The sequence below is a fragment of the Mesorhizobium sp. P2_D5 genome (assembly GCF_056404355.1).
Genome location: NZ_JBFUEE010000001.1, coordinates 235,145 through 257,028 on the forward strand (window position 1 = coordinate 235,145; position 21,884 = coordinate 257,028).

At 64.0% G+C, this 21,884-nt stretch carries 22 protein-coding genes; 13 read left to right on the plus strand and 9 right to left on the minus strand.

Annotated features, from left to right (window positions below; genetic code table 11):
- Positions 1-21 precede the first annotated feature (21 nt).
- Both AC1DYW_RS01105 and AC1DYW_RS01110 read right to left on the minus strand, forming a co-directional pair.
- Entirely contained in the window at positions 22-285 is a 264-nt protein-coding gene (locus AC1DYW_RS01105; protein ID WP_143748702.1) for a hypothetical protein, read from the minus strand.
- Entirely contained in the window at positions 263-535 is a 273-nt protein-coding gene (locus AC1DYW_RS01110; protein WP_095083851.1) for a DUF4242 domain-containing protein, read from the minus strand. The genes AC1DYW_RS01105 and AC1DYW_RS01110 overlap by 23 nt, the downstream gene beginning before the upstream one ends.
- Before the next feature lie 219 nt (positions 536-754).
- Between AC1DYW_RS01110 and AC1DYW_RS01115 the strand changes: the two genes are divergently transcribed.
- On the plus strand, positions 755-3,349 hold the full coding sequence (locus AC1DYW_RS01115; protein ID WP_457151292.1) for an ATP-binding protein: 2,595 nt from the start codon (positions 755-757) through the stop codon (positions 3,347-3,349).
- Positions 3,350-3,400: 51 nt separating this feature from the next.
- Here AC1DYW_RS01115 and AC1DYW_RS01120 read toward each other — a convergent pair whose 3' ends face one another.
- Together AC1DYW_RS01120 and AC1DYW_RS01125 are read right to left on the minus strand one after the other, a co-directional pair.
- Entirely contained in the window at positions 3,401-4,405 is a 1,005-nt protein-coding gene (locus AC1DYW_RS01120) for a cytochrome d ubiquinol oxidase subunit II (RefSeq protein WP_457151291.1), read from the minus strand.
- Between the two features lie 10 nt (positions 4,406-4,415).
- The gene (locus AC1DYW_RS01125; protein WP_457151290.1) at positions 4,416-5,777 is read right to left on the minus strand and encodes a cytochrome ubiquinol oxidase subunit I; all 1,362 of its coding nucleotides are present in this window, start codon (positions 5,775-5,777) and stop codon (positions 4,416-4,418) included.
- A 262-nt stretch (positions 5,778-6,039) separates the two neighbouring features.
- Here AC1DYW_RS01125 and AC1DYW_RS01130 point away from each other — a divergent pair, with 262 nt between their 5' ends.
- Together AC1DYW_RS01130 and AC1DYW_RS01135 are read left to right on the plus strand one after the other, a co-directional pair.
- On the plus strand, positions 6,040-6,966 hold the full coding sequence (locus tag AC1DYW_RS01130) for an ABC transporter ATP-binding protein (protein ID WP_457151289.1): 927 nt from the start codon (positions 6,040-6,042) through the stop codon (positions 6,964-6,966).
- Positions 6,963-7,724 (plus strand): ABC transporter permease, encoded by a 762-nt coding sequence (locus AC1DYW_RS01135; RefSeq protein WP_457151288.1) that lies wholly within the window; start codon positions 6,963-6,965, stop codon positions 7,722-7,724. The genes AC1DYW_RS01130 and AC1DYW_RS01135 overlap by 4 nt, the downstream gene beginning before the upstream one ends.
- Before the next feature lie 4 nt (positions 7,725-7,728).
- Here the strand turns inward: AC1DYW_RS01135 and AC1DYW_RS01140 are convergent, their stop codons facing one another.
- Positions 7,729-8,766 (minus strand): phosphatidylglycerol lysyltransferase domain-containing protein, encoded by a 1,038-nt coding sequence (locus AC1DYW_RS01140; RefSeq protein ID WP_477224819.1) that lies wholly within the window; start codon positions 8,764-8,766, stop codon positions 7,729-7,731.
- Between the two features lie 349 nt (positions 8,767-9,115).
- On the opposite strand from AC1DYW_RS01140, the gene AC1DYW_RS01145 reads away from it, so the two are divergent.
- The gene (locus tag AC1DYW_RS01145) at positions 9,116-10,306 is read left to right on the plus strand and encodes a flavin-containing monooxygenase (RefSeq protein WP_477224820.1); all 1,191 of its coding nucleotides are present in this window, start codon (positions 9,116-9,118) and stop codon (positions 10,304-10,306) included.
- Here AC1DYW_RS01145 and AC1DYW_RS01150 read toward each other — a convergent pair.
- Together AC1DYW_RS01150 and AC1DYW_RS01155 are read right to left on the minus strand one after the other, a co-directional pair.
- Positions 10,298-10,522, minus strand: a complete 225-nt coding sequence (locus AC1DYW_RS01150; RefSeq protein ID WP_477224821.1) for a hypothetical protein — start codon at positions 10,520-10,522, stop codon at positions 10,298-10,300. The two genes, AC1DYW_RS01145 and AC1DYW_RS01150, sit on opposite strands and share 9 nt — an antisense overlap.
- 131 nt (positions 10,523-10,653) lie before the next feature.
- A complete protein-coding gene (locus AC1DYW_RS01155; RefSeq protein WP_477224822.1) occupies positions 10,654-12,657 on the minus strand; it encodes a PhoX family protein in 2,004 nt (667 codons plus the stop codon).
- A 325-nt stretch (positions 12,658-12,982) separates the two neighbouring features.
- On the opposite strand from AC1DYW_RS01155, the gene AC1DYW_RS01160 reads away from it, so the two are divergent.
- Positions 12,983-13,486 carry a hypothetical protein gene (locus tag AC1DYW_RS01160; RefSeq protein WP_095084369.1) on the plus strand — a complete coding sequence of 168 codons (504 nt, stop codon included), beginning with the start codon at positions 12,983-12,985 and terminating at the stop codon, positions 13,484-13,486.
- A gap of 315 nt (positions 13,487-13,801) precedes the next feature.
- Positions 13,802-14,395: a hypothetical protein gene (locus tag AC1DYW_RS01165; RefSeq protein ID WP_477224823.1), complete on the plus strand. Its 594-nt coding sequence runs from the start codon at positions 13,802-13,804 to the stop codon at positions 14,393-14,395.
- A 199-nt stretch (positions 14,396-14,594) separates the two neighbouring features.
- On the opposite strand, the gene AC1DYW_RS01170 is transcribed toward AC1DYW_RS01165, so the two are convergent.
- Together AC1DYW_RS01170 and AC1DYW_RS01175 are read right to left on the minus strand one after the other, a co-directional pair.
- Complete coding sequence (locus AC1DYW_RS01170) at positions 14,595-15,257, minus strand: response regulator (RefSeq protein WP_477224824.1); 663 nt, start codon at positions 15,255-15,257, stop codon at positions 14,595-14,597.
- Complete coding sequence (locus AC1DYW_RS01175) at positions 15,254-16,645, minus strand: sensor histidine kinase (RefSeq protein WP_095083842.1); 1,392 nt, start codon at positions 16,643-16,645, stop codon at positions 15,254-15,256. Before AC1DYW_RS01175 ends, AC1DYW_RS01170 begins: the two co-directional genes overlap by 4 nt.
- Positions 16,646-16,814: 169 nt before the next feature.
- Between AC1DYW_RS01175 and AC1DYW_RS01180 the strand changes: the two genes are divergently transcribed.
- The 7 genes from AC1DYW_RS01180 (at position 16,815) to AC1DYW_RS01210 (ending at position 21,880) form a co-directional block, all read left to right on the plus strand.
- On the plus strand, positions 16,815-17,156 hold the full coding sequence (locus tag AC1DYW_RS01180) for a hypothetical protein (RefSeq protein WP_477224825.1): 342 nt from the start codon (positions 16,815-16,817) through the stop codon (positions 17,154-17,156).
- A 14-nt stretch (positions 17,157-17,170) separates the two neighbouring features.
- Complete coding sequence (locus AC1DYW_RS01185; RefSeq protein WP_477224826.1) at positions 17,171-17,890, plus strand: phosphatase PAP2 family protein; 720 nt, start codon at positions 17,171-17,173, stop codon at positions 17,888-17,890.
- A 285-nt stretch (positions 17,891-18,175) separates the two neighbouring features.
- On the plus strand, positions 18,176-18,454 hold the full coding sequence (locus tag AC1DYW_RS01190; protein ID WP_477224827.1) for a helix-turn-helix domain-containing protein: 279 nt from the start codon (positions 18,176-18,178) through the stop codon (positions 18,452-18,454).
- Between the two features lie 67 nt (positions 18,455-18,521).
- Positions 18,522-20,258: a SulP family inorganic anion transporter gene (locus AC1DYW_RS01195; protein WP_477224828.1), complete on the plus strand. Its 1,737-nt coding sequence runs from the start codon at positions 18,522-18,524 to the stop codon at positions 20,256-20,258.
- Between the two features lie 182 nt (positions 20,259-20,440).
- Positions 20,441-20,938: a GNAT family N-acetyltransferase gene (locus tag AC1DYW_RS01200; RefSeq protein ID WP_477224829.1), complete on the plus strand. Its 498-nt coding sequence runs from the start codon at positions 20,441-20,443 to the stop codon at positions 20,936-20,938.
- Positions 20,939-21,136: 198 nt separating this feature from the next.
- Entirely contained in the window at positions 21,137-21,508 is a 372-nt protein-coding gene (locus AC1DYW_RS01205; protein ID WP_477224830.1) for a YciI family protein, read from the plus strand.
- 117 nt (positions 21,509-21,625) lie between these two features.
- On the plus strand, positions 21,626-21,880 hold the full coding sequence (locus tag AC1DYW_RS01210) for a sigma factor (protein ID WP_477224831.1): 255 nt from the start codon (positions 21,626-21,628) through the stop codon (positions 21,878-21,880).
- Positions 21,881-21,884 lie beyond the last annotated feature (4 nt).

The following is a 21,884-nucleotide window of genomic DNA, read 5'->3' on the forward strand; positions in this document are numbered from 1 at the left end:
CGACTGCGGGCGGCGGGGTCTTCAGCGATCCCACCGGTCGTAGTCTCGCCAGTCCCGCCGCATCTGCCGCGCCGGCAAGCCGATATCGTGCCTCAGATGGTCGCTTTCCGGTGGCAAGCGGCGCTTGCCCAGCAGTTGCGCGGGCAGCTCCACCGCGATCCGCCATAGACGGCCGGGCAAGGAGGGCGCGCGGCCGCTGTTTGCCATGGCCGCGACACCGGCCGGCATGTCGCCATTGCCGCCTCGAGCGATCGTATCTTCATCAGCGATAAAAGTAGGGTTCAAGAACCCTCACCTCCGTGATCTTGTCGACCGGCAGCGAGTTCATCTGGGCGGTGCTGCGGATCGCCTCCGGCGAGGGCGCGTCGTAGACGCAGAAGGTGTGCTTCTTGTCGGGCGACACGAACGACTGCACCCAGGTCACGCCTTTCTCCGCGTTGCGCATGATGACGCCGCCCAGCGCATCGGCGCCGGCTTCGTTCATCGGGACGTTGAGGCCATCCGGAAATGTACGTTCAATCAGGTAACGGGGCATGGGAGGCTTCCCTTTCCATTGCTTCACGCTCGATGTTGAGCGCGGTTGGACAAAGATCACGCTCGCAAAGGACGCGCATCGGAGCCTTTCCCTATGTTTGGCGGGACGATTCCCCATGTTAACGACGTTCAGTGCTGGAGCCACAAAGCAGATACCGAGCCGGACTATCCTGGCGGTCGAGCTGGGGTGGGTGGCGGCAACCGGGATCACCATGAGCGAATGACGATGCTTCTGGAACGGCAGCCACAGCTGGCGCAACTGGACAGCCTTCTCGCGGAAGCCGCGCGCGGCCGTGGTCACGTGGCGGCTTTGTCGGGTGAGGCGGGTGCCGGCAAGTCGGTGCTTGTCGATGCCTTCGTCAGCGGTGCCGGCCAGGAGGCGCGCATCTTCCGCAGTGCTTGCGAGGACCTGTCGATCCCCGATCCGCTCGGCCCGCTCTACGATCTTGCGCGCGAGGCGCAATGGGCGATGCCGCAGGCGGTCGACGCCCGGCAGGGACAGCGGCTGCCGCTGTTCTCCGACGCGCTGGATGTCTTCGAGGCGAGGACGGGCGCAACACTGCTGGTGATCGAGGACCTGCACTGGGCCGATGACGCGACGCTCGACTTCGTCCGCTTTCTCGGCCGTCGCATTGCCAACACCCATGTCCTGCTGCTGGTGACGGCGCGTACCGATCGCAGCGAGGGGCAGATGCGCGTGCGACGCGCGCTCGGCGAAATCCCGTCGGGCAGCGTCGCGCGCATCGACGTGCCGCTTTTGAGCGAGGCAGCGGTGCTGTCGCTCGCCGATGCGGCCGGCCGCGACGGCGATGCCATCTACCGGGCCACGGCCGGCAACGCCTTTTTCGTCACCGAACTGTTGAGCGCCGAAAATGAAACAGCGCTGCCCGCCAGCGTGCGCGATGCGGTGCTCGCGCGCGCCGAACGCCTGTCGGTTGGCGCCCGCTCGATGCTCGACGCGGTGTCGGTGTTCCCAAGACGGGCCGACGCCTGGGCCCTGCAGGGCCTCTGCGGCGTGGCCAGTGCCGGCCAGCTTGCGGAATGCGTCTCGAATGGCCTGCTGGACGATCTGGGCGACGGCTATGCCTTCCGGCACGACATCGCCCGCCGCGCCATCGAGACGATGCTGACGACAAGCCACAGAAGAGAGTTCAACCAGCGCGCCCTGACAGCGATGCTCGAAAAAGGCGACATTGCCACCGCGCGCCTGGTGCACCACGCGGTCGAGGCGCACAATCTGGAGGCGGTGCGCGAACTGGCGCCGGTCGCTGCCCGGGAGGCTTCCCGCATCGGGGCGCATCGCGATGCCGCCGGCTACTACGAAGTCGCCTTGCGACAGGCTGACGGCCTGCCCATGGAAGAGCGCGCCGGCCTCTACGAGAACTATGCCTTCGAATGCCACCTGATCGGCCGGATCGTCGAGGCCATCGAGGCTCAGCAGCAGGCGCGCGCGCTGCAGCGCGCCCTGGGCAATACGCTGAAGGAAGGCGACAGCCTCAGATGCCTGTCGCGTTTCGCCTATCTGATGGGCGACCGTGAGGCCGCCGATCTGTTCGGCGCCCAGGCGGTCGCGTTGCTGGAGACCACACTGGCGGGGCCGGAACTGGCCATGGCCTACTCCAATCTCTCGCAGCTGGCGATGCTGGCCGAAAGGCTCGACGAGACATTGTCGTTAGGCGACAAGGCGATCAGGCTCGCCGAACAGGTTGACCGGCCGGACATCGTCTGCCATGCGCTCAACAATGTCGGCGCTGCCGAACAATGGCTGGACCTGCCCAGCGCGCGGCTGCACCTTGCCCGCAGTCTCGAAATCGCGCTCGATCAGAATTTCCAGGAACACGTGGCGCGTGCCTTCACCAATTGCGCCTGCAGTGAAATGAACCAGTTGGACTACAACCAGGCTCAGTCCTTTCTCGATCGCGGCATCGACTATTGTGTCGAGAACGACCTGGCGACCTGGCGTGACTACATGCGCGGCGTGCGGGCGCAGTTGCTGCTGCGTTACGGACGATGGGACGAGGCGGCTGCCGAAGCGCTGGAAGTCGTCACCAACGACCATGCAGCCGCGTTGGTGCGCTATCCCGCACTGGTGGCTCTGGCGAAATTGCGCCTGCGCCGCGGCGATCCTTCAGCCGAGCCGCTTCTGGCGGAAATGAAGCGGTTTCTCGAAAAGGGTGCTGAGCTGCAGAGGCTGCTGCCCTATGCGGCGGTCGTCGCCGAACAGGCATGGCTGGGCGAGGCGGAAGAGGACGAGGCGCTGCGGCTGATAGACCTTGCCGAGAGCCTTTCACCGAAGCCTGCGGTCTTTGCCGAACTGGCCAGCTGGCGGCGTTTGCTGGTGCCGGCGATTGGCCCAGGCGACACGTCGGGCATGGCCGCGCCCTACCGGATGCTTCTGGAAGGCGACTGGCAAGGGGCGGCGGATTTGTGGGCCGCGATGGACGCTCCCTTCGAACGTGGGCTTGCCCTGGTTCAGGGCGATGAGGCGGGGCAGCGCTCGGCGCTCGGGATATTCGAAAACCTCGGCGCCAGGCCGGTCGCCCAGCACGTGCGCGACCTCATGCGGCGAAACGGTGTCAATCACATCGCACGGGGACCGCGCCGCACCACGCGCGCAAACAGCGCCGGGCTGACCCTGCGCCAGATGGAAGTGCTGCAACTGATCGAGCGCGGCTTCTCCAACAAGCGGATTGCCGACCACCTCGCCATTTCGCCGAAGACCGTCGACCACCACGTCTCGGCGGTTCTGGGAAAACTGGACGCCATCTCCCGTGGCGAAGCGACGGCTGCGGCACGCGACTCAGGGCTGATCTGAAGCACCGCACCTGCTTGATCTGCAGGATGGCCACTGGCGACCGGTAAGGCGTCAGTCGTAGGTCAAATCCGTAGCCTTGCCGCCGAACACCCGGTAGGCATAGAACGAATAGAAGATGATGACAGGCAGCACGACCACAGTGCCGGCCAGGATGATGGCCAGGCTTTCCGGCGCAGAGGCCGCCTGCCAGATGGTCAGCCTGTCGGGCACCACGAACGGATAGAACGACCAGGCAAGACCGGCAAAGCCGAGCGCGAAGATGGCGGCCAGCGTCAGGAACGGCGTCAGCGAATGGCGGTCGTCGGGCCTGGGCAGATGAAAGGTCTGCCGCCACAGCCACAGGAACAACAGTGCCGACAGGATCGGCAGCGGCGACAGATAGAGCATCGCGGGAAAGACGAACCATTTGTCGAAGATGCGCGGGCTGGCGAACGGCGTTGCCAGCGACACCGCGGCCATGCCGAGCGCGGTCAGCACAAGGGCGGTGCGCAACCAGCGCACGGCCTTCTTCTGCAGATCGCCCTCGGTCTTGTAGATCACCCAGGCGGCACCCATCGCCGCGTAAGCCGCCGCAAGGCAGAGCGCCACCAGCGCGCCGAACGCCACGCCGCCCGGGCCGACATCGAGGCCGAGCACATAGACGCCCAGCATATAGCCCTGCGCCAGCGAGGCGATGACCGAACCCATGAAGAAAATACGGTTCCAGCGATGCTTCTTGCCGCTCGGCACCTTGGCGCGAAAATCGAAGGCGACGCCGCGCAGGATCAGCCCGATCAGCAACACGAAAACCGGGATGTAGAGCGCGGTCAGGATGACCCCATGCGCCAGCGGGAAGGCGACCAGCAACAGGCCGACGGCCAGCACCAGCCAGGTCTCGTTGGCGTCCCAGAACGGACCGATGGCCGCGACCATCGTGTCCCGCTCGGTGTCTTCGGCGGCGGCGAACAAGATGCCGATGCCGAGATCGAAGCCGTCGAGTATGACGTAGATCAGGATGGCGAGGCCCATCAGGCCGGCGAAGATCAGGGGCAGCAGGGTTGGCCAGTCGAAGGTCATTGTCTTCTCCTCACTCGCCGGCCGCCGGCTGCGACAGGGCAGCGTTCATCACGCCCGGCAGCGGCGATGAATCGCCGTCCTTCGCCGCCTTCAGCGCCAGGTGCACCAGCACGCCGAGATAGGCGATCAGCAAAAGCACATAGAGGATGAGGTAGATGGCCAGCGTCAGCGCGACATGGCTGCCCGCCACCGGCCCGACCGCGTCGGCGGTCTTCAGCACGCCCGTCACCAGCCAGGGCTGGCGGCCGATCTCGGTGGTGTACCAGCCGGCCAGCGTCGCCAGCCAGCCCGACAGCGCCATCGGCACCATCAGCATGGCGAGCGGCCTCGGCAGGCTGTGCCGGCGCTTGAGGAAGAAGGCGGCCGACCAGGAAACCGCAAGCATCAGCAGTCCCGTGCCGACCATGATGCGGAAGCTCCAGAAGATCGGAAAGACCGGAGGATGGTTGCCTGGATAGTCGTTCAGCCCCGGCACCACGCCGCTGGTGCGGTGCCGCAGCACCAGGCTGGCGCCGTCGGGAATGGCGATCTCGAACCTGTTTTCCTTCGCCGCCTCGTCGGGCAGGGCGAAGAGCACCAGCGGCACGTTGGGGCCGGTGTTCCAGTTGGCCTCCATGGCGGCGATCTTCTGCGGCTGGTGCTCCAGCGTGTTCAGCCCGTGCTGGTCGCCGGCGAAGATCTGGATCGGGATCAGGATCGCCGCGGTGAAGACGCCGGTGCGCAGCGCCTTCCACATCGATTCCGAGCGGTCGCCATAGAGATAGCGCAGCGCCGACAGGCCGGCGATCAGGAACGACACCGTCAGGCCGGAGGCGAGCAGCATATGGACCAGCCGGTAGGGCATCGACGGGTTGAAGACGATCGCCCACCAGTCGACGGCGTGCGCGACGCCATCGCGTATCTCGAAGCCGGCCGGCGTCTGCATCCAGGAATTGAGCGCGATGATCCAGAACGCCGAGAGGGTCGTGCCGCCTGCCACCAGCACCGTCGCCAGCGTGTGGATGCGGTTGGAGACGCGGCGGAAGCCGAACAGCATGATGCCGAGGAAGGCCGCTTCGAGGAAGAAGGCGGTGAGGATCTCGTAGGCCAGCAGCGGCCCGGCAATGTTGCCGACCTTTTCCATGTAGCCCGGCCAGTTGGTGCCGAACTGGAAGCTCATGGTGACGCCTGACACCACGCCCATGGCGAAGGACAATGCGAACACCTTCACCCAGGTGAAATAGGCGCGCATCCAGGCGGAATCGTTTGTCGCGTTGTAGCGGAGCTTGAAGAACAGCAGCACCCAGCCAAGCGCAATGGTGATCGTCGGAAACAGGATGTGGAACGAAATATTCGCGCCAAATTGCATGCGCGACAGGATGAGCGGGTCCATGGTGGGCTCCGGCTGCTTCTAATGTGGCAAGAGTAAGCCCGTCGCGCCTGTCGGTCAAAGCGGCGTCCCGCCGCGAGGCGGAACGCCGCAGCGTCCGGGCAAGATGACGCATGCGCGTGCTGCTGCCGTGTCGGAACTTCCGCCGGCTCGCACTGGCCGGCCTGCACTGTCGAGAACTGTCAGCAGCGGCGTCGACTTGCGGTTGCACGCACCGACATTCAGCCTATATCAGGGGACCTCCCTCAAGCAGCCGTTTTCAGCCATGCCCTCCATCCTGTCCATTTCCGGGGTCTCCAAGACCTACGCCACCGGCTTCACCGCGCTCAAGGAAGTCAACCTCGATATCGAGCGCGGCGAGATCTTCGCGCTGCTCGGCCCCAACGGCGCCGGCAAGACGACGTTGATCTCGATCGTATGCGGCATCGTCAATCGTTCGTCGGGCACCGTCACCGTCGACGGTCACGACATCAACAGGGACTACCGCGCCGCGCGCAGCCTGATCGGCCTGGTGCCGCAGGAACTGACCATCGACGCCTTCGAGAGCGTCTGGGCGACTGTCAATTACAGCCGTGGCCTGTTCGGCAAGCCGGCCAACCCGGCCTTCGTCGAGAAGGTGCTGCGCGATCTGTCGCTATGGGAAAAGAGGGACGCCAAGGCGATTACGCTCTCGGGCGGGATGAAGCGCCGGCTAATGATCGCCAAGGCGCTGTCGCATGAGCCGCGCGTCTTGTTCCTCGACGAGCCGACCGCCGGCGTCGATGTCGAACTGCGCCAGGACATGTGGGCGATGGTGCGTCGGCTGCGCGAGGACGGCGTCACCATCATCCTCACCACCCACTATATCGAGGAAGCCGAGGCGATGGCCGACCGCGTCGGCGTCATCAACCGTGGCGAGATCATCCTGGTCGAGAACAAGGCCGAACTGATGCACAAGCTCGGCCGCAAGCGGCTGGTGATGGAGCTGCGCAGCCCGCTGATGGCCATTCCCGAAACCTTCTCGCGCTATGCGCTGGAGCTGTCGCCGGATGGCGGGCAGCTGACCTACACCTATGACAATCAGGCCGAGCGGCCGGGCGTCGCCTCGCTGATCCGCGATCTCGAGGCCGGCGGCATCCAATTCCGCGACATCGACACGCAAAACAGTTCGCTCGAGGAGATCTTCGTCAATCTGGTGAGGAGAGAGCCATGAACCTGCGTGCGGTATGGGCGATCTACCGGATGGAAATGGCGCGTGCCTTCCGCACCGTGCTGCAGAGCATCGTCTCGCCGGTCATCTCGACATCGCTCTATTTCGTCGTCTTCGGCTCAGCCATAGGCTCGCGCATCACCGAGATCGACGGCATCAGCTACGGCGCCTTCATCGTACCGGGGCTGATCATGCTGTCGCTGCTGACGCAGTCGATCTCCAACGCCTCCTTCGCCATCTACTTCCCGAAATTCGTCGGCTCGATCTACGAGCTCCTGTCGGCGCCGGTCTCCTATCTGGAGATCGTCATCGCCTATGTCGGCGGTGCGGCGACCAAGTCGATCCTGCTTGGCCTGATCATCCTGGCCACCGCCTCGCTGTTCGTCCCACTGACCATCCAGCACCCGTTCTGGATGGTTGCCTTCCTGGTGCTGACGGCGGTGACCTTCAGCCTGTTCGGTTTCATCATCGGCATCTGGGCGAAGAGCTTCGAGCAATTGCAGCTGGTGCCGCTGCTGATCATCACGCCGCTCACCTTCCTCGGCGGCAGCTTCTATTCGATCGACATGCTGCCCGGCATCTGGCGCACTGTGACGCTGTTCAACCCGGTCGTCTATTTGATCAGCGGGTTCCGCTGGAGCTTTTTCGGCAAGTCCGATGTCTCGGTCGGCGTCAGCCTCGGCATGACGATCGTCTTTCTGCTGGTCTGCATAGCGATCGTCGCCTGGATCTTCAGGACCGGTTACCGGCTAAGGAACTGACCGATTAGATCGCCTTGACCAGCCGCAGCAGCCCCAGCATCTCCACATAAGTCCCCTTGCGAAAGGCGATGTAGACCGGCTCCTCGACACCGTGGAAGCGGCGCTTGAACGCCGCCTGGCCTTGCAGGTTGAACCTGCGGCGGTTGACCCATGGCGAAGAGTAGGCGCGCTGGAAGGCATTGCGCCAGAAATCGCTTTCGGCAAACCCGCTCGGGACCACATCGAGCATCGGCGACAGGCCGAGCGTGACTACCGAGATGCCTTGCTCGCGGAAACGGTCGACGGCGAATTTGGTCAGGCCGATCTCGGCGTGCGGCGAGGCGTCGATATGCTTGCGCTTGAACGCCGTGGTGTAGCCGATCACCTTGCCGTCGCGAAACAGCGGGTCGAAGTCGAGCAGTGCGACCAGTCCGCCATCGGGGCCGTGCAGGACGAAACGGCGCATGTCGGTGCCGAGATGGTCGGCGAAGTGGCGGTTGAGAAAGCCCATCTCCCAGCGTTTGACGATGCGGTCGCCGCGCCAGTTTTCGGAAAGCCGGGCGATTTCGTCGAGGTGGACAGTCCGCTTGTCCTCGTCGAACCAAAATCCCTTCTTCAACAGCCAGCGCTCGGAATAGCGTACGGTCTCGTTGCGCTTTCCGGAAAAATCATGGTCGGGCAGGTTGAGGCGGGTGTCGATGCCGAGGCGATTGATCTTGTAGCCGAGCCCGGCCAGCACCCGCGCCGTCTCCTCGCCGATCTGCACGAACCACGGGCTGCCGGCGGTTTCGACGAAGCGTCTGATGTAATCGGGCCGCAACATTGGAGCCACCACGGGATCGCCGAGCGCGAAATGGCGCCCCATCTTGGTGCCGAAGGCGATGTAGCCGTCGGCGTCGCCGAAATAGGAAAGCTTGCCTTGCACGGCGGTCGAATAGGCAAGCGAGAAGTCACCATGGCGGCGAACAAGCGCCAGGCGCTCGACATGGGTCAGCCTCTGCCGCGCCACCTTTGGCGCGACGTCCTCAAGGATTTTGTCCAAATAGATCCGCAAGGAGGGCATGGTCGAAATTCCGCGAGCCGCCTACAGCGCCGCGCCCAGGACGCGCAAAGGTGCTGTAACACTTTGATTCTGCGCATGACCCCGGAAATCGACTCGATTTCGGGCATGCACGTGGGGGAATAGCAGAGACCCGCCAGCCCCAGGGCCTCGAATCAATCACATTGCCGCGACCTGATTACCGCTGATATCGCGCATATGCCATATAGTGCGCAATCGCGGACGGCGCATGCTCGAAATTCGGGTTCGATTCGCGATATATGAATCAACCGCAGGATCGAGCCGCCGCGGCCTCCCTTGGCGACCACGGGAAGCGTGGCGTCGGAAGGGTCGAATGGAGATCAAAGAAGGAATGGCTGAAACGACCATCAGACCGGTGACGAACGAACCGGTCGAGCCGGCGATCGTCGTCGGCGCCGGTGCCGCCGGGCTGGCCGTCGCACATGCCTTGATGAACGCCGGCGTGCCCACGGCGATCCTGGAAAAGGAAGGCCGCCTGGCCGAGCCCTGGCACCGGCGGCATCGGCAATTGCATCTCAACACCCATCGCGATCTGTCTTCTTTGCCCGGTCTTGCCTATCCCCAGGGCACGCCTGCCTTTCCGCATAAGACTGTCGTCATCCGCCATATGAATGATTTCAGGGAGGAGAACCGGCTCCCGGTGCAGTTTGGCGTTGCTGTCGAAGAAATCGTCTTCAAGGGCGATCACTGGGCGCTGCTGACCAGCGCCGGACTGCGCCTGGCCCGCCATGTCGTCATCGCCACCGGCCGCGACAGGCAGCCCTTCATTCCCGAATGGAAAGGCATGACGGGTTTCGCCGGCCGCATCATCCACGCGGCGGATTTCGGCGACGCACGGGACTATGCCGGCAAGAAAGTGCTGGTCGTCGGCGCCGGCAATTCGGGCTTCGATACGCTCAATCATCTGGCCGGCATAAACACGGCCGCCATCTGGCTGTCGGCCCGCAACGGCCCCGTGCTGCTGCCCAAGCGGATCGGCAAGATCGCCGTGCATCGGCTTTCGCCGTTCATGGCGCGCTTGCCCTTGCGGGTCGCCGATGCGGTGATGGCGGCGGCGCAGCGCCTGGTTTTCGGCGACTTGACCAAATTCGGCATGCCGCCCGCGCCTTCGGGTGGCGCCAGCCGCCTGACCTCGGACTATACCGCGATCGCCGCCGATGACGGCGCCGTCAGCGCCATCAAGGCCGGCAAGATCGTTGTGGTGCCGGCGATACGGGAATTCGCTCGCGACGGCGTGATCCTTGCCAATGGCAACCTGATCCATCCCGACATCGTCATTGCCGCGACAGGCTACCGCACCGGCCTGGAGCCCATGGTCGGCAAGCTCGGCGTCCTCGACAAAAAGGGCGTTCCGCTCTTCAACGGCGGGCAAGCCGATCCAAAATTGCCCGGCCTGTGGTTCACCGGCATGCGGCCGAGCATTCGCGGCTGCTTCGCCAATGCCGGCATCATGGCCAAGGCGATCACCAAACGGATTGCCAGTTCCGCTGGCACTTCCGACCCATCCGGCGCTTCACGCTGACTTGGGCTCAAGCCTACGGAAGCCGACAGCCTTCATCAGCATGTCCTCTTCCACCATGCCGGCATTGTGCAGCGCCAGCAGGGTGAGAGCCAGTTCGCGCGCCTCGGCCGATTCGGGATGCGCTTCACGGCGCCGGCAGGCTTCGTCGAACACACGTTGCAAGGTGGCGACTTCGGCAGGTTTGAGCAGGCCACGGTCATAAACGGACTTCGGCATGGCAATCTCCTGGTAAAGACCTAGGGCGCCATGTGTAAATTGCCAATCTTTCCCGTGGCTTGAATGATTGACGCAAAAAAGGAGGGGCTTCGGCTCGCTGAAACCCCTCCCTGAGATTGCGGTGCTTGATATTATACCGCGATCTTGCCGCCGCCCTGTCTGGTGATGGCGACGACCGCCGGCCGCACCGGCATGTCGGGCTTGAAGTCGGGCCAGCGCGTCGACAGGTCCTCATAGTAGGATGGGCGGCCGAACGCTTCCCAGTCCTCGCCGCCGTCACCCGGATGCTGGACGGCGACAAAGGCGGTCTGATCGTCAGGGGCGAACAGCGGACCACACATTTCGGCGCCGATCGGCACGCGGAAGAACAGTTTCGAGGTTGCCCGCGCCGAGCCTTCGGTGTCGACCGCCCACAGTCCATCGGTGCGGCCGGTGGTCTTTGGGCTCTGGCCGTCGGTGGCGACCCACAGGCGTCCGGCTGAATCGACCGCGCAATTGTCGGGCATGCCGAACCAGCCATTGGCCGTCGTCGCCGTCGAGAAGGTGGCGCCGACATCGGCCACCGCCGGATCGCCGCATTTCAAAAGCACTTCCCACTTGCCCTTGGTGGCAGTGAAATCGCCGCCGTCCTCGGCGATCTCGATGATGTGGCCGAAAGCGTTTTCGGCGCGCGGGTTGGCGGCATCGACCTGGTCTGCCTTGCGCTTCGAATTGTTGGTCAGCATGACATAGACCTTGCCGTTGACGGCATTGGGCTGGATGTCCTCTGGGCGGTCCATCTTGGTGGCGCCGAGCAGGTCGGCGGCGCGTCGTGTCTCGATCAGCACGTCGGCCTGGCTTGCAAAGCCGTTTTCGGCGGTCAACGGTCCCTGGCCGAAGACGATCGGCAGCCATTCGACGGAGCCGTCTTCGACGAACTTGGCGACATGCAGCGTGCCGTCGTCGAGCAGATCCTTGTTCGCCGCGAGGTCATTGGGATTGAACTTACCGCTGGTGACGAACTTGTAGGCATAGTCGAAGCGCTCGTCGTCGCCGAGATAGAAGACGACGCGGCCATCCTTGGCGACGATCGATTCGGCGCCCTCGTGCTTGAAGCGGCCCATAGCGGTGCGCTTCCTCGGCGTCGAGGTCGGATCGTTGACATCGACCTCGACGATCCAGCCGAAGCGGTTGGCCTCGTTCGGCTCCTTGGCCAGGTCGAAGCGGTCATAGTGCGCCGCCCATTCATAGGCGCCTTCGGGAATGCCGAGGCGCTTGTAGTTGGCGGCTTCCTTGTGGCCCTCGGGCAATTCACCGGAGAAATAGCCGTGGATGTTCTCCTCCGCCATCACATAGGTGCCCCACGGCGTGACGCCGCCGGCGCAATTGTTGAAGGTGCCCAAAACCTTCGTGCCGGACGGGTCGGCATTGGTCTTGACGCGGTCATGGCCGGCAACCGGGCCGGACAGCGCCATTTCGGTGTTGGAAGTAACGCGGCGGTTGAGCTTGCCGTCGCGCACCACCTGCCATTTGCCGCCGTCCTTGCGGATCTCGACGATGGTGCCGCCATGCGCCGCCATCTCGACATCGACCTGTTCCTTGCTGAGCGGTGCGACGTCGGCCGACTTCTTGCCGTCCTTCTCGACGATCTTGACGATGCCCGGGAACATCAGATGCGGGTTGGTGTATTCGTGGTTGACGACCAGCAGGCCGTGTTCGGCCGAACCGTCGATCGCGATGTAGCCGACATAGTCGTTGTTGTAGCCGAACTGTTTTGCCTGCGCCTGCGCCGATTGCTTGGTCGGGTCGAACTCCGGCGAATCGGCAAACAACGGATCGCCCCAGCGCAACAGCACATCGGCATCGTAGCCCGGCGCGACATGGTGCTTGTCGTCGATGCCGGCCTCCAGCTCGTCGAACGCGAAGGCGGAGCCTTCGGCGGCCCGGGCCTGGTCGGCGCTGACCAGCGCCAGCGGGCTGACGGTGGCGGCGATCGCCGAGACGGCCAGCGAGCCTTTCAGGAAACCACGGCGCGAGAACCGCGCGGCGATGATCTCGCCCATAGTGCGGTTGTCGGTGGGATTGGTGGCCGGCCCGGCGTTTTCTTCGAGCAGGCTGGTGCGGAATTTGGCGTCGGGGGAGCGATGTTCGGTCATCTGGCTTGCCTCTGGCTTTGCGGGTGGCTGGAGCGTGTTGCCTCTTCAGCCCCCCTTATAGTCACCTGATCACATTTTCGTGACATCAAAAGCCTTTCTGCCGCGACAGCATTCTGAGACGTCGGCTATGCACTCTGCGAGCAGCACGTAACACTGGGACAAAGGTCCCTTGTCAGGTCCGGCAAAGGTCCCTTGGCGGCACCGCATCGGTCGTGGGCCGGTTACGCGAGGCCGCCATGTCGGCGATGGTGGGTCCCTTGCGAAAACGCCGGCGGTGAAATCCGCCTGCCTGAAATCCGCCTGCCTGATCGAAGAGGAGACCAGGATGCGCAGATCGATCGCGACCCGCTGTTGCTGGCTGGCGCTGAGGGCGACCTCGGCACTGGCGCTGGCCATCGCCCCCTATCAACTCGCTTTCCACGGCTCTGGTCCAGGCATCGTCGCCGCAAGCGCGCATGCCAAGGATGGCGGACATGGCAGTGGCGGTGGCGGCGGTGGAAACGGCAGCGGCGGGAGCGGCGGCAGTGGCAACAGCAGCAACGGAAACGGTAACTCCGGAAACGCTGGCGGAGACAATGGCGCCGGCGACGATCACGGCGCAGCCGGCAATTCCGGGGTCGGCAAAGGTCACGACGATGATGGAGATCACGTCAATGCGAAAACCGGCGACAGGGTCGAAGTAGACGGCAACACAATCGAGGTCGAGCATCCCGACGGCATCACGGAAGAGATCGAGAACGGCCGTTTCCAGATGAAGGATGCGCTCGGCCGCACGATTGTCGAACGTCCGGCGACTGCAAACGACATCAGTCGTCTTCGGGCCTTGTGAAGCAGAAGGCCCTGTGAAGCAGGTCAACCGGGGAACGATCAGTTTGACAAGTCACCTCCGCCGCCCCCGGCGGAGGTGACTTGATGTTCGGCGGCATCAGGTAAGCCAGCTTCCAGTCGGCGATGGCGGTCGCCGCCGTCCATACAAGGTATATATTAGCACAAGCTTGGGACTTTAGTCCAATCTTGCGCTTGCAAAGGTCCTGGGTGACAAGCGCAACGGTCGGATACGGCTTTCGGGTATCTTTTCTTTCGGCGATGCTGGTGCAACTCCAACGTCGACGGTGGCACGCCAGCTCAATCGACGGAGATCACCATGCATAGATCGATCACGACCCGATGTTGCCGGCTGGCGCTCAGATCGGCGGCCGCGCTGGCGCTGACCATCGCTCCCTATCAGATTGACCTCCACGGCTCCGCTCCTGGAATCCACGCCGCTAGCGCACAGGCCGGCAAGGGTGGCGGCGGCAATGGCGGTGGCGGTGGTAATGGTGGAGGCGGCGGCGGAAACGGTGGCAACAGCGGCGGCAACGGCAACGGCGGCAACAGCGGCGGCAATGGAAACGGCAACAGTGGCAATAGCGGCGGTAACGGTAACGGAAACAGCGGCAATAGCAGCGGTAACGGAAACAACGGCGCCGGCGACGGAAACGGCAAAGGAAATAGCGGAACCGCCAGCGGCAACTCCAAATCCGACCAGGGGCAGAACGAAAATGGCAACGGTCGTCATGTCAACGCCAAGACCGGTGACGAGGTCGACGTGGAGGGCAAGACGATCACGGTCCAGCATCCCGACGGCATAATGGAAAAGATCGAGAATGGCCGTTTCAGGATGGAGGATTCGCTCGGGCGCACGATCATCGATCGCGGAGCCACGCCGGCGGATTTCAGCCGCCTTAAAGCGTTGTGAGGTTGGCCAACAGGCAACGGCCGGCTTCACACGTCACCTCCGCCGCCCCCGGCGGAGGTGACCTCTCTTTTGTCACCCGGTTTCCGCCTGATGCGTGTCGCCCAGAAGCAGAGGCAACGACAAAGACTTAAAGCGCGCCTGATAGAGCTGTTCGGCGTTTCCGTGAAACGGTGAGCCGCGCTCGGGATGGCCGAGGCCTCTACGAATGGTTCCGGTCCCGGTCGCGCGACTCACGCATCATCAAGGCTGCTTCGGTGCGGTTTCGCACATTGAGCTTCGACAGCACGCCGGTCATGTGATGCTTGACGGTCTTCTCCTGCAGCTCCAGCCGCAAGGCAACTTCCTTGTTGCTTAGGCCCTCCGCCACCAGTCGCAGAATTTCTGCTTGTCGCTCAGTGAGTTGCCGCAGCCGGTCCACTATGCCGTCGGTCGGCTGCAGGGACTGGAGATCCGAAAGCAGGCGGGCCGACAGCGTAGGCGAAAGATAGCTTTCCCCGGCCGCCACACTGTGCAGGATGTCTGCGAGCGCGCGCGACCCGACGCCCTTGAGGACATAGCCACGCACCCCGGCGTTCAGGGCCCTGGTCACGTCGGCATTGGCCTCCGAAACGGTCAACATGACGATCTTCTGGGCGGGATGGCTGGCGAGGATGCCTGCAACCGCGGTCAGACCGCCGCCCGGCATGGAGATATCGAGCAGCAGAATGTCCGGCCGTACGGTCGAGACGATGCGCTCGGCATCCTGCGCCGTGGCGCCCTCGCCAACCATCTCGAAGCCGCCGATTTCCGTCAGGCTGCGCGTCACGCCCTCGCGAAAGAGGGGATGGTCGTCGATAATGGCAATGCGAATGGCGCCGATCATGCTTGCTCCTCGACCGATAGGCGGATCACCAATCGCGTGCCGTGCGGCCCGGTCAAGGTTTCAAACTGGCCGCCAATGCTTTCGACCCGCTCTCTGAGCCCGGCGAGCCCGAGACCCTCGACGCGTGCCGGATCGAAGCCCGGCCCGCCGTCCGAGACTTCAACGAAAAGCCTGCTGCCTTTCATCCCCGCACTCACCGCCTGATCCTTGCCTCGCCCGTGGCGATAGGCATTGTTCAACCCTTCCTGCACGAAACGATAGATGCTGATCTTCTCGGAGGCACCGGGCTCTGGCAAGTGTCCGGCCAGCGTGAGTGTCACCGACGTCCCTGTCCTCATCTCGTGTTCGTTGACGGCCAGCCGCAGGATGTCCGTTGTGGCAGCGGTCTCGATCTGCGGCAGGACGAGGCCTGTGCAGATGCCGCGTATTTCGCGCATCGCATCCTCCAGCGTCTTGCGGATCATCGCAACCTCGGTCGAGCGGCTTTCGCTCGAATGGCCATCGCCGGAAAATACCGGACTGTCCATGCGCAGCGCCGCCAGCGCGACGAGTTGGGCCGGACCGTCATGCAGGTCGGCGCCGATGCGGCGCAGGTATCTTTCATTGAGCGCGGTGGCGCGGCGGGACGCCCGCTGCACGCGAACCCGCAAGGCGTTGTTTTGCGCAACCAGGCCCTGCAGCTCCGACACCTGGCGGCGCAGCGCCCCGCGCTGGTCGTCGATGGTGCGGCTGCCACGCAGGACGATGCCGGACAGGAGCACAAATGCCGCCAGGGTCGCGCCGGCCACGATCAGCCAGCTTGACAACAGAGCGGAAGCCAGGGTGGTCTTGAAGTCGTCGGCGACCTCATAGAATTCTGTGACGGCCACCACTTCGCCGGACCACGGCTCGCGCACGGGATTGTAGATCTCGAGCAACGGCAAGCCGATCGCCTCCGCCTGGCTTTCGTTCTCGTCGAACGTATCGAATTGGGCGACGACATTGCCCTGGAAGGCGGAACGCAGCCCGGGGCTCAGATCGAAGCGGTGACCGATCAAACCCGCCTCCTTCGCATAGAGAACCATGCCGTCACGGCGCCAGAGCCTGAACGATACGATGCGCTTGCCGAGTGCGCCCTGGCCGAGCGTCTCATCGAGCGCTTGTTTGACGCTATCGCTGAGTTCCTGGCTCTTGCGCAGGTCGGGCAGCAGCGGCGCAATCACGCTGTCGACATAGAGCGCCGTCGTGGCAGCCGAATTGCGGATGACGCCGTCCCGGATCTGTGTCGTCACCCAGGCGCCCACCACCAGCATGACGGCCAGAAGGCCAAAGCCGCCGGCAACGAGGAATTGCAACGCGAGAGAAAGCTCGCTCCAGCGTCGCAACAAGTTTTGCAGAATGCGAATCATGGCCCCCGACCGCCCTTCAATCGACAGCCTGGGCGATACCGGCACTTTGAGCTTCGATCTTGCGGTTGCCAAGGCCTTCGTTTGATCAACGTCGCTTGACGTCCCGGCGCGCTTCGGAAACAAGTCCGCGATACACGCGGCGCGATCCGCTTCGAGAGGGGACAGGACGTTGAGTTTTTCGGGGTTGCTGCAGCTTGGCTTTTCGACGGTGATCTTCCTGCTGGCGGCGATGGCGGCCAAGCAGTGGGGCATGGCGCCGAGCCTTGGCAAGATCCTGCTGACGCTGGCGCTCTATTCGCTGGGCAATCTGATCATGCTGCGGTTGATCCGCGAATTCGGCATGTCGGTGTCGTTCAGTCTCTCGGCCGTCATCCAGCTGGTCTCGGTGAATGTCGTCGCCCTGATGTTCTTCGGCGAGCGCGTCAACACGCTGCAGGCGACCGGCATCGCGCTGGCGATCGCCGCCGTGGCGCTGATCACGCTCGGACCCTATCTGCAAGGGCGGTTGTAACGGGCCAGTTGCCGATGAAGAACGCCGCCAATGCACTGCTGAACCGGGTCGAATTCCCGGTGCTGCTGGCCGGCTTGGTCATCGCCGGCTGCCTGTGGGGGTTCGAGGAGTTGATGGAGGTGGCGCGGGCCACCACGCCGCACGCCTTCGACACCGAAATCCTGCTCGCCTTCCGCCAGCCGGGCCAGCCGGGTGTGCCGATCGGTCCGCTTTGGCTGGAGGGCGCCATGCGCGACATCACCAGCCTCGGCAGCTCGGCCGTGCTGGTGCTGATCACGGCGGCGACGATCGTCTATTTGTTGTTGATCCGCCGGCCGGCAACGGCGCTGCTTATCTTCGTCGCGGTGGCGGGTGGCCAGGTGCTGTCGAGCCTGCTCAAACTCGGTGTCGACCGGCCGCGGCCCGAACTCGTTTCGCATCTGGTCAACGAAACCTCGCTGTCCTTTCCGAGCGGTCACGCCATGCTATCGGCGGTGACCTATCTGACGCTCGGCTCTCTGGCGGCGAGTTTCCTGCCGGGAAGGGTGACGAAGATCTATGTGTTGTCGCTCGCCGTGCTGGTGACGCTGCTGGTCGGCGTCAGCCGCATCTATCTCGGCGTCCACTGGCCGTCGGATGTGCTGGCCGGCTGGTGCGCCGGCTTCGCCTGGGCAATGCTGTGCTGGTTGGCGGCCCGCGCGTTGCAGCAAGGACGCGGACGGCGCCTGAACGACGAAAGCGAAATTGGAGATTGACGGCCCCGAGCAGAAATCAAATCAGTCGGTTGATCAGCCCATGCCCGCAGCCTGCCAGCAAAAGAACCACCGACAGCACGCATGCCGATGTCATGAAGCTCCTGAGAACATTCAACCGCGCTACCCCCTGCCCCAGATGGAACACCCTAGCTCGAAGTCCCCAGGAAGTATCTGACAAAATGGACAAACAGGCGCTTACGTCTCAGACATTCATGTTGATGCTTGAAACATCACAATGATGGTATTATACGCTATGGCCGCAGACTCAGACGGGGATTTCGGCCGATGATCACTGCCGCGCAGATGCGCGCCGCAAGGGCGCTGGCCGGCATCGATCAGAAGTCGCTCGCCGAACGCGCCGGGGTTTCGCTTCCGACCATCCAGCGGATGGAGGCGAGCGACGGAGTGGTCAGGGGCGTGGTCGATACGCTGATGAAGGTCATCCAGGCTCTCGATGAGGCCGGGGTGGAGCTGATCGGCGAGAACCAGACCAGCGAGCGCGGCGGCAGGGGCGTGCGCCTCAAGCCTGTCGTGCCGCCGGATTCAAAAGCTGAGCCGGCATAAAGTCGCGACGGCGACCGCCGACAGTCCTGCCGACGATCCCGCCGCCTTCTGGAGCGGAAACCAGTCCATGGATCAGGCGCAGCGGGCAGTGCATCAATCGGCCCAGAAGTCGGCCCAGAGGTCGGTGAAGCCGACATTTTCCGAATTGTTCACGCCAAAGCTGGTGACGGTCTGGCGCGAGGGCTACCATCTGCCGCAGTTCAAGGCCGACTTCATGTCCGGCCTGACCGTCGCCATCGTCGCGTTGCCGCTGTCGATGGCGATCGCGATTGCCTCGGGCGTGACGCCGGAGCGTGGCCTCTACACCTCGATCATCGGCGGTTTCATCATTTCGGCGCTCGGCGGCAGCCGCTTCCAGATCGGTGGGCCCGCCGGCGCCTTCATCGTGCTGGTGGCAGCAACGGTGGCCCGGGTCGGCGTCGACGGGCTGTTGCTGGCGACCATGATGGCCGGCGTTTTCTTGCTCGCCATCGGCTATCTCCGCCTCGGCACCTACATCAAGTTCATCCCCTATCCAGTGACGGTCGGCTTCACCGCCGGCATCGCCGTCATCATCTTTTCAGGACAGATCGTCGAACTGTTCGGACTGAAACTTGCCGGCAAGGAGCCTGGACCGCTGGTGCCGAAGCTGATGGCGATCGGTGAGGCGGCCGGCACCATCAACCTCGCCGCGACCTTCGTGGCGGTGTTGACCATCGTCACTATCGCCGGCCTGAAGCGCTGGCGGCCGACATGGCCCGCCATGCTCATCGCCATCGGCCTGGCGTCGCTGGTCGTGGCGCTGTTTGCGCTGCCGGCGGAGACGATAGGCACCCGCTTCGGCGGCATCCCACGCAGCCTGCAAATGCCTGCCTTGCCGCCGGTCAGCCTGGGCAGGATGATTGACGTGCTGCCGGATGCCATAGCCTTTGCCTTGCTCGGCGCGATCGAATCGCTGCTGTCGGCGGTCGTCGCCGACGGCATGACCGGGCGGCGGCACCGTTCCAACTGTGAGCTGGTGGCGCAAGGCTTCGCCAACATCGCCTCGGCCCTGTTTGGCGGCATCTGCGCCACCGGCACCATTGCCCGCACGGCGACCAATGTGCGGGCCGGCGCGCATGGACCGATTTCTGGCATGATCCACTCCGCCATCCTGCTTGCGCTGATGCTGGTGGCCGCGCCGCTCGCCAGCTACATCCCGCTTGCCGCCCTTGCCGGCGTTCTGGCGGTGGTGTGCTGGAACATGTTCGAGAAGCAGGCTTTCGCCACGCTGCTGCGCGCGTCGCGCGGCGACGCGTTGGTGCTGATGGTGACCTTCCTGCTCGTCGTCTTCCGCGACTTGACCGAAGGCATCGTCGTCGGCTTCGTGCTGGGGTCGATCCTGTTCATCGACCGCATGGCCAAGTCGATCGCGGTCGAGGCCGACTTGCCGCTGGTCCAGGAGGATGTCGCAGACAGCAGCGGCAGCGCCTATGATGCCAGCGAGGCAAGCGACGTCGACACCGTCGTCTACCGCATCTCCGGCGCCTTCTTCTTCGGCGCCGCATCGACTGTCGGCACCGTGCTCGACCGCATCGCCGACCAGCGCAGGAATTTCATCCTCGACTGCTCGGCCGTGCCGTTCCTCGATTCGACCGCGGCCAATGTCATCGAGGGCGCCGCCCACAAGGCCAGGCGCGCCGGTGTCCGCTTCATCATATCGGGCGCCTCGCCGCAGACACGGCGCATGCTGATCAACCACGGCGTCAAGCGGCCGCTGGTGACCTATGCCGCCTCGATCCGGGATGCGCGGGCGCAGCTGAACGGGAAACGAGAGACGCAGTAGTGGTCGGGACTTGCCGGCCGGGAGCCACTTGGTCAGTTGAAACTTGTCCGCCGTCAGCGCCGATCGCCAGGCCCCGCTTTTGTCCCGAAGCGGCCACTGGCTCAATCCCCCGATTTGGATGATCCCACTGGACCGCAGCCGGGATCGACCGCAAAGTGGAACGACAGGGGAGGAGAGCTGTCGTGGCCGACGAGGTGGTTATTCGTGAACTCAATGGGCTCGATGAGATGCTCTCGATCTATCCGGTGTACCGGCTGAGCCACTCGCACCTGGACGAAGCAGCGTTTCGGAAACGGCTCTCGGCAATGCTCGCGCAGGGCAACTACCGCTGTATCGCGGCCTATGTCGGCGATCGGATGGTGGGTGTTTCCGGCTTCTGGACGGGCATTCAGCTCTGGTGCGGGAAGTACATCGAAGCCGACCATGTGGTGGTCGACACGACGCTGCGCCGCCTTGGCACGGGCAGCAGGCTGATGGCGTGGATCGAGGCGGAGGGCGAGCGGACTGGATGCGCTGTCTTTCGTATCGCCATGGTGCTTGGCAAGGAACCCACGCACCAGTTTTATGTTCGAAACGGCTTCTTTGATGACGGCCTTCTCATGGTGAAGGCCCTGAGCCTAGGCGCGGCGGAGTTTCCCGAGTATGTATCGCGACCTGCCGAGCCAGGCCTGGGGGGCTAGCGGCTCGCAGCCATTTCTCTTCGGGTGTCCGCTTCCGGCTTTTGACCATTGCCGACTTCGATCCCTGGCCCGGAAGCGGCCTGCGCGCCTTGCGCCTCAACCGTCGAAGAAATTTGCGGGACGATGTCGATTTCCGTAAACCCCATTCGTCGTTTCGATGCGAGGCCGATGAGGCAGGCTCAAAACAGGAGACAGACGATGCGCGTGATGGTGTTTGTGAAGGCGACCGAAGACAGCGAAAAGGGCTTTGTCCCCACGCCCGAGACGACAGCGATGATGGAGGCGATGGGCAGGTACAATGACGAGCTGCGCAATGCCGGCATCCTGCTTACCGCCGATGGCCTCAAACCCTCCTCGGAAGGCAAGCGTATTGCATTCGATGGTCCCGGCCGCAGGGTCATCGACGGGCCTTTCGCCGAGACCCGCGAGCTGGTCGCGGGCTTCTGGCTGTGGGAAGTCAAGGATATGGACGAGGCGGTCGCCTGGGTGAAGCGCTGCCCCAATCCCATGCCGGGACCGAGCGAGATCGAAATCCGGCCGTTGTACGAGATGGCTGATTGGCAGGAGTAGCTGACGCCGGAGGTCATGGAAATTCATGACCGGACCCGCGCGAAGCTCAGCGGCCCTAGCGACTGTCGGCCGTAGCCTGCTTGCCTGCCTTGTGACTTTGGCCGACAATGCGGCGACATGACAGCAGGCGAGACGCACCAGGCGATCGAAGCGATTTTTCGCATTGAACGGGCCCGGCTCATCGCGGGTCTGGCCCGCGTCGTGCGCAATGTCGACCGTGCTGAGGAACTGGCGCAGGACGCCCTGGTCATTGCCCTGTCGCAATGGCCCGGTACCGGCGTTCCGGCCAATCCCGGTGCCTGGCTGATGACGGTGGCCAAGCGCCGCGCCATCGACGCGACCCGTCGCGACAAGATGCGCGCGCAAGCATGAGGAG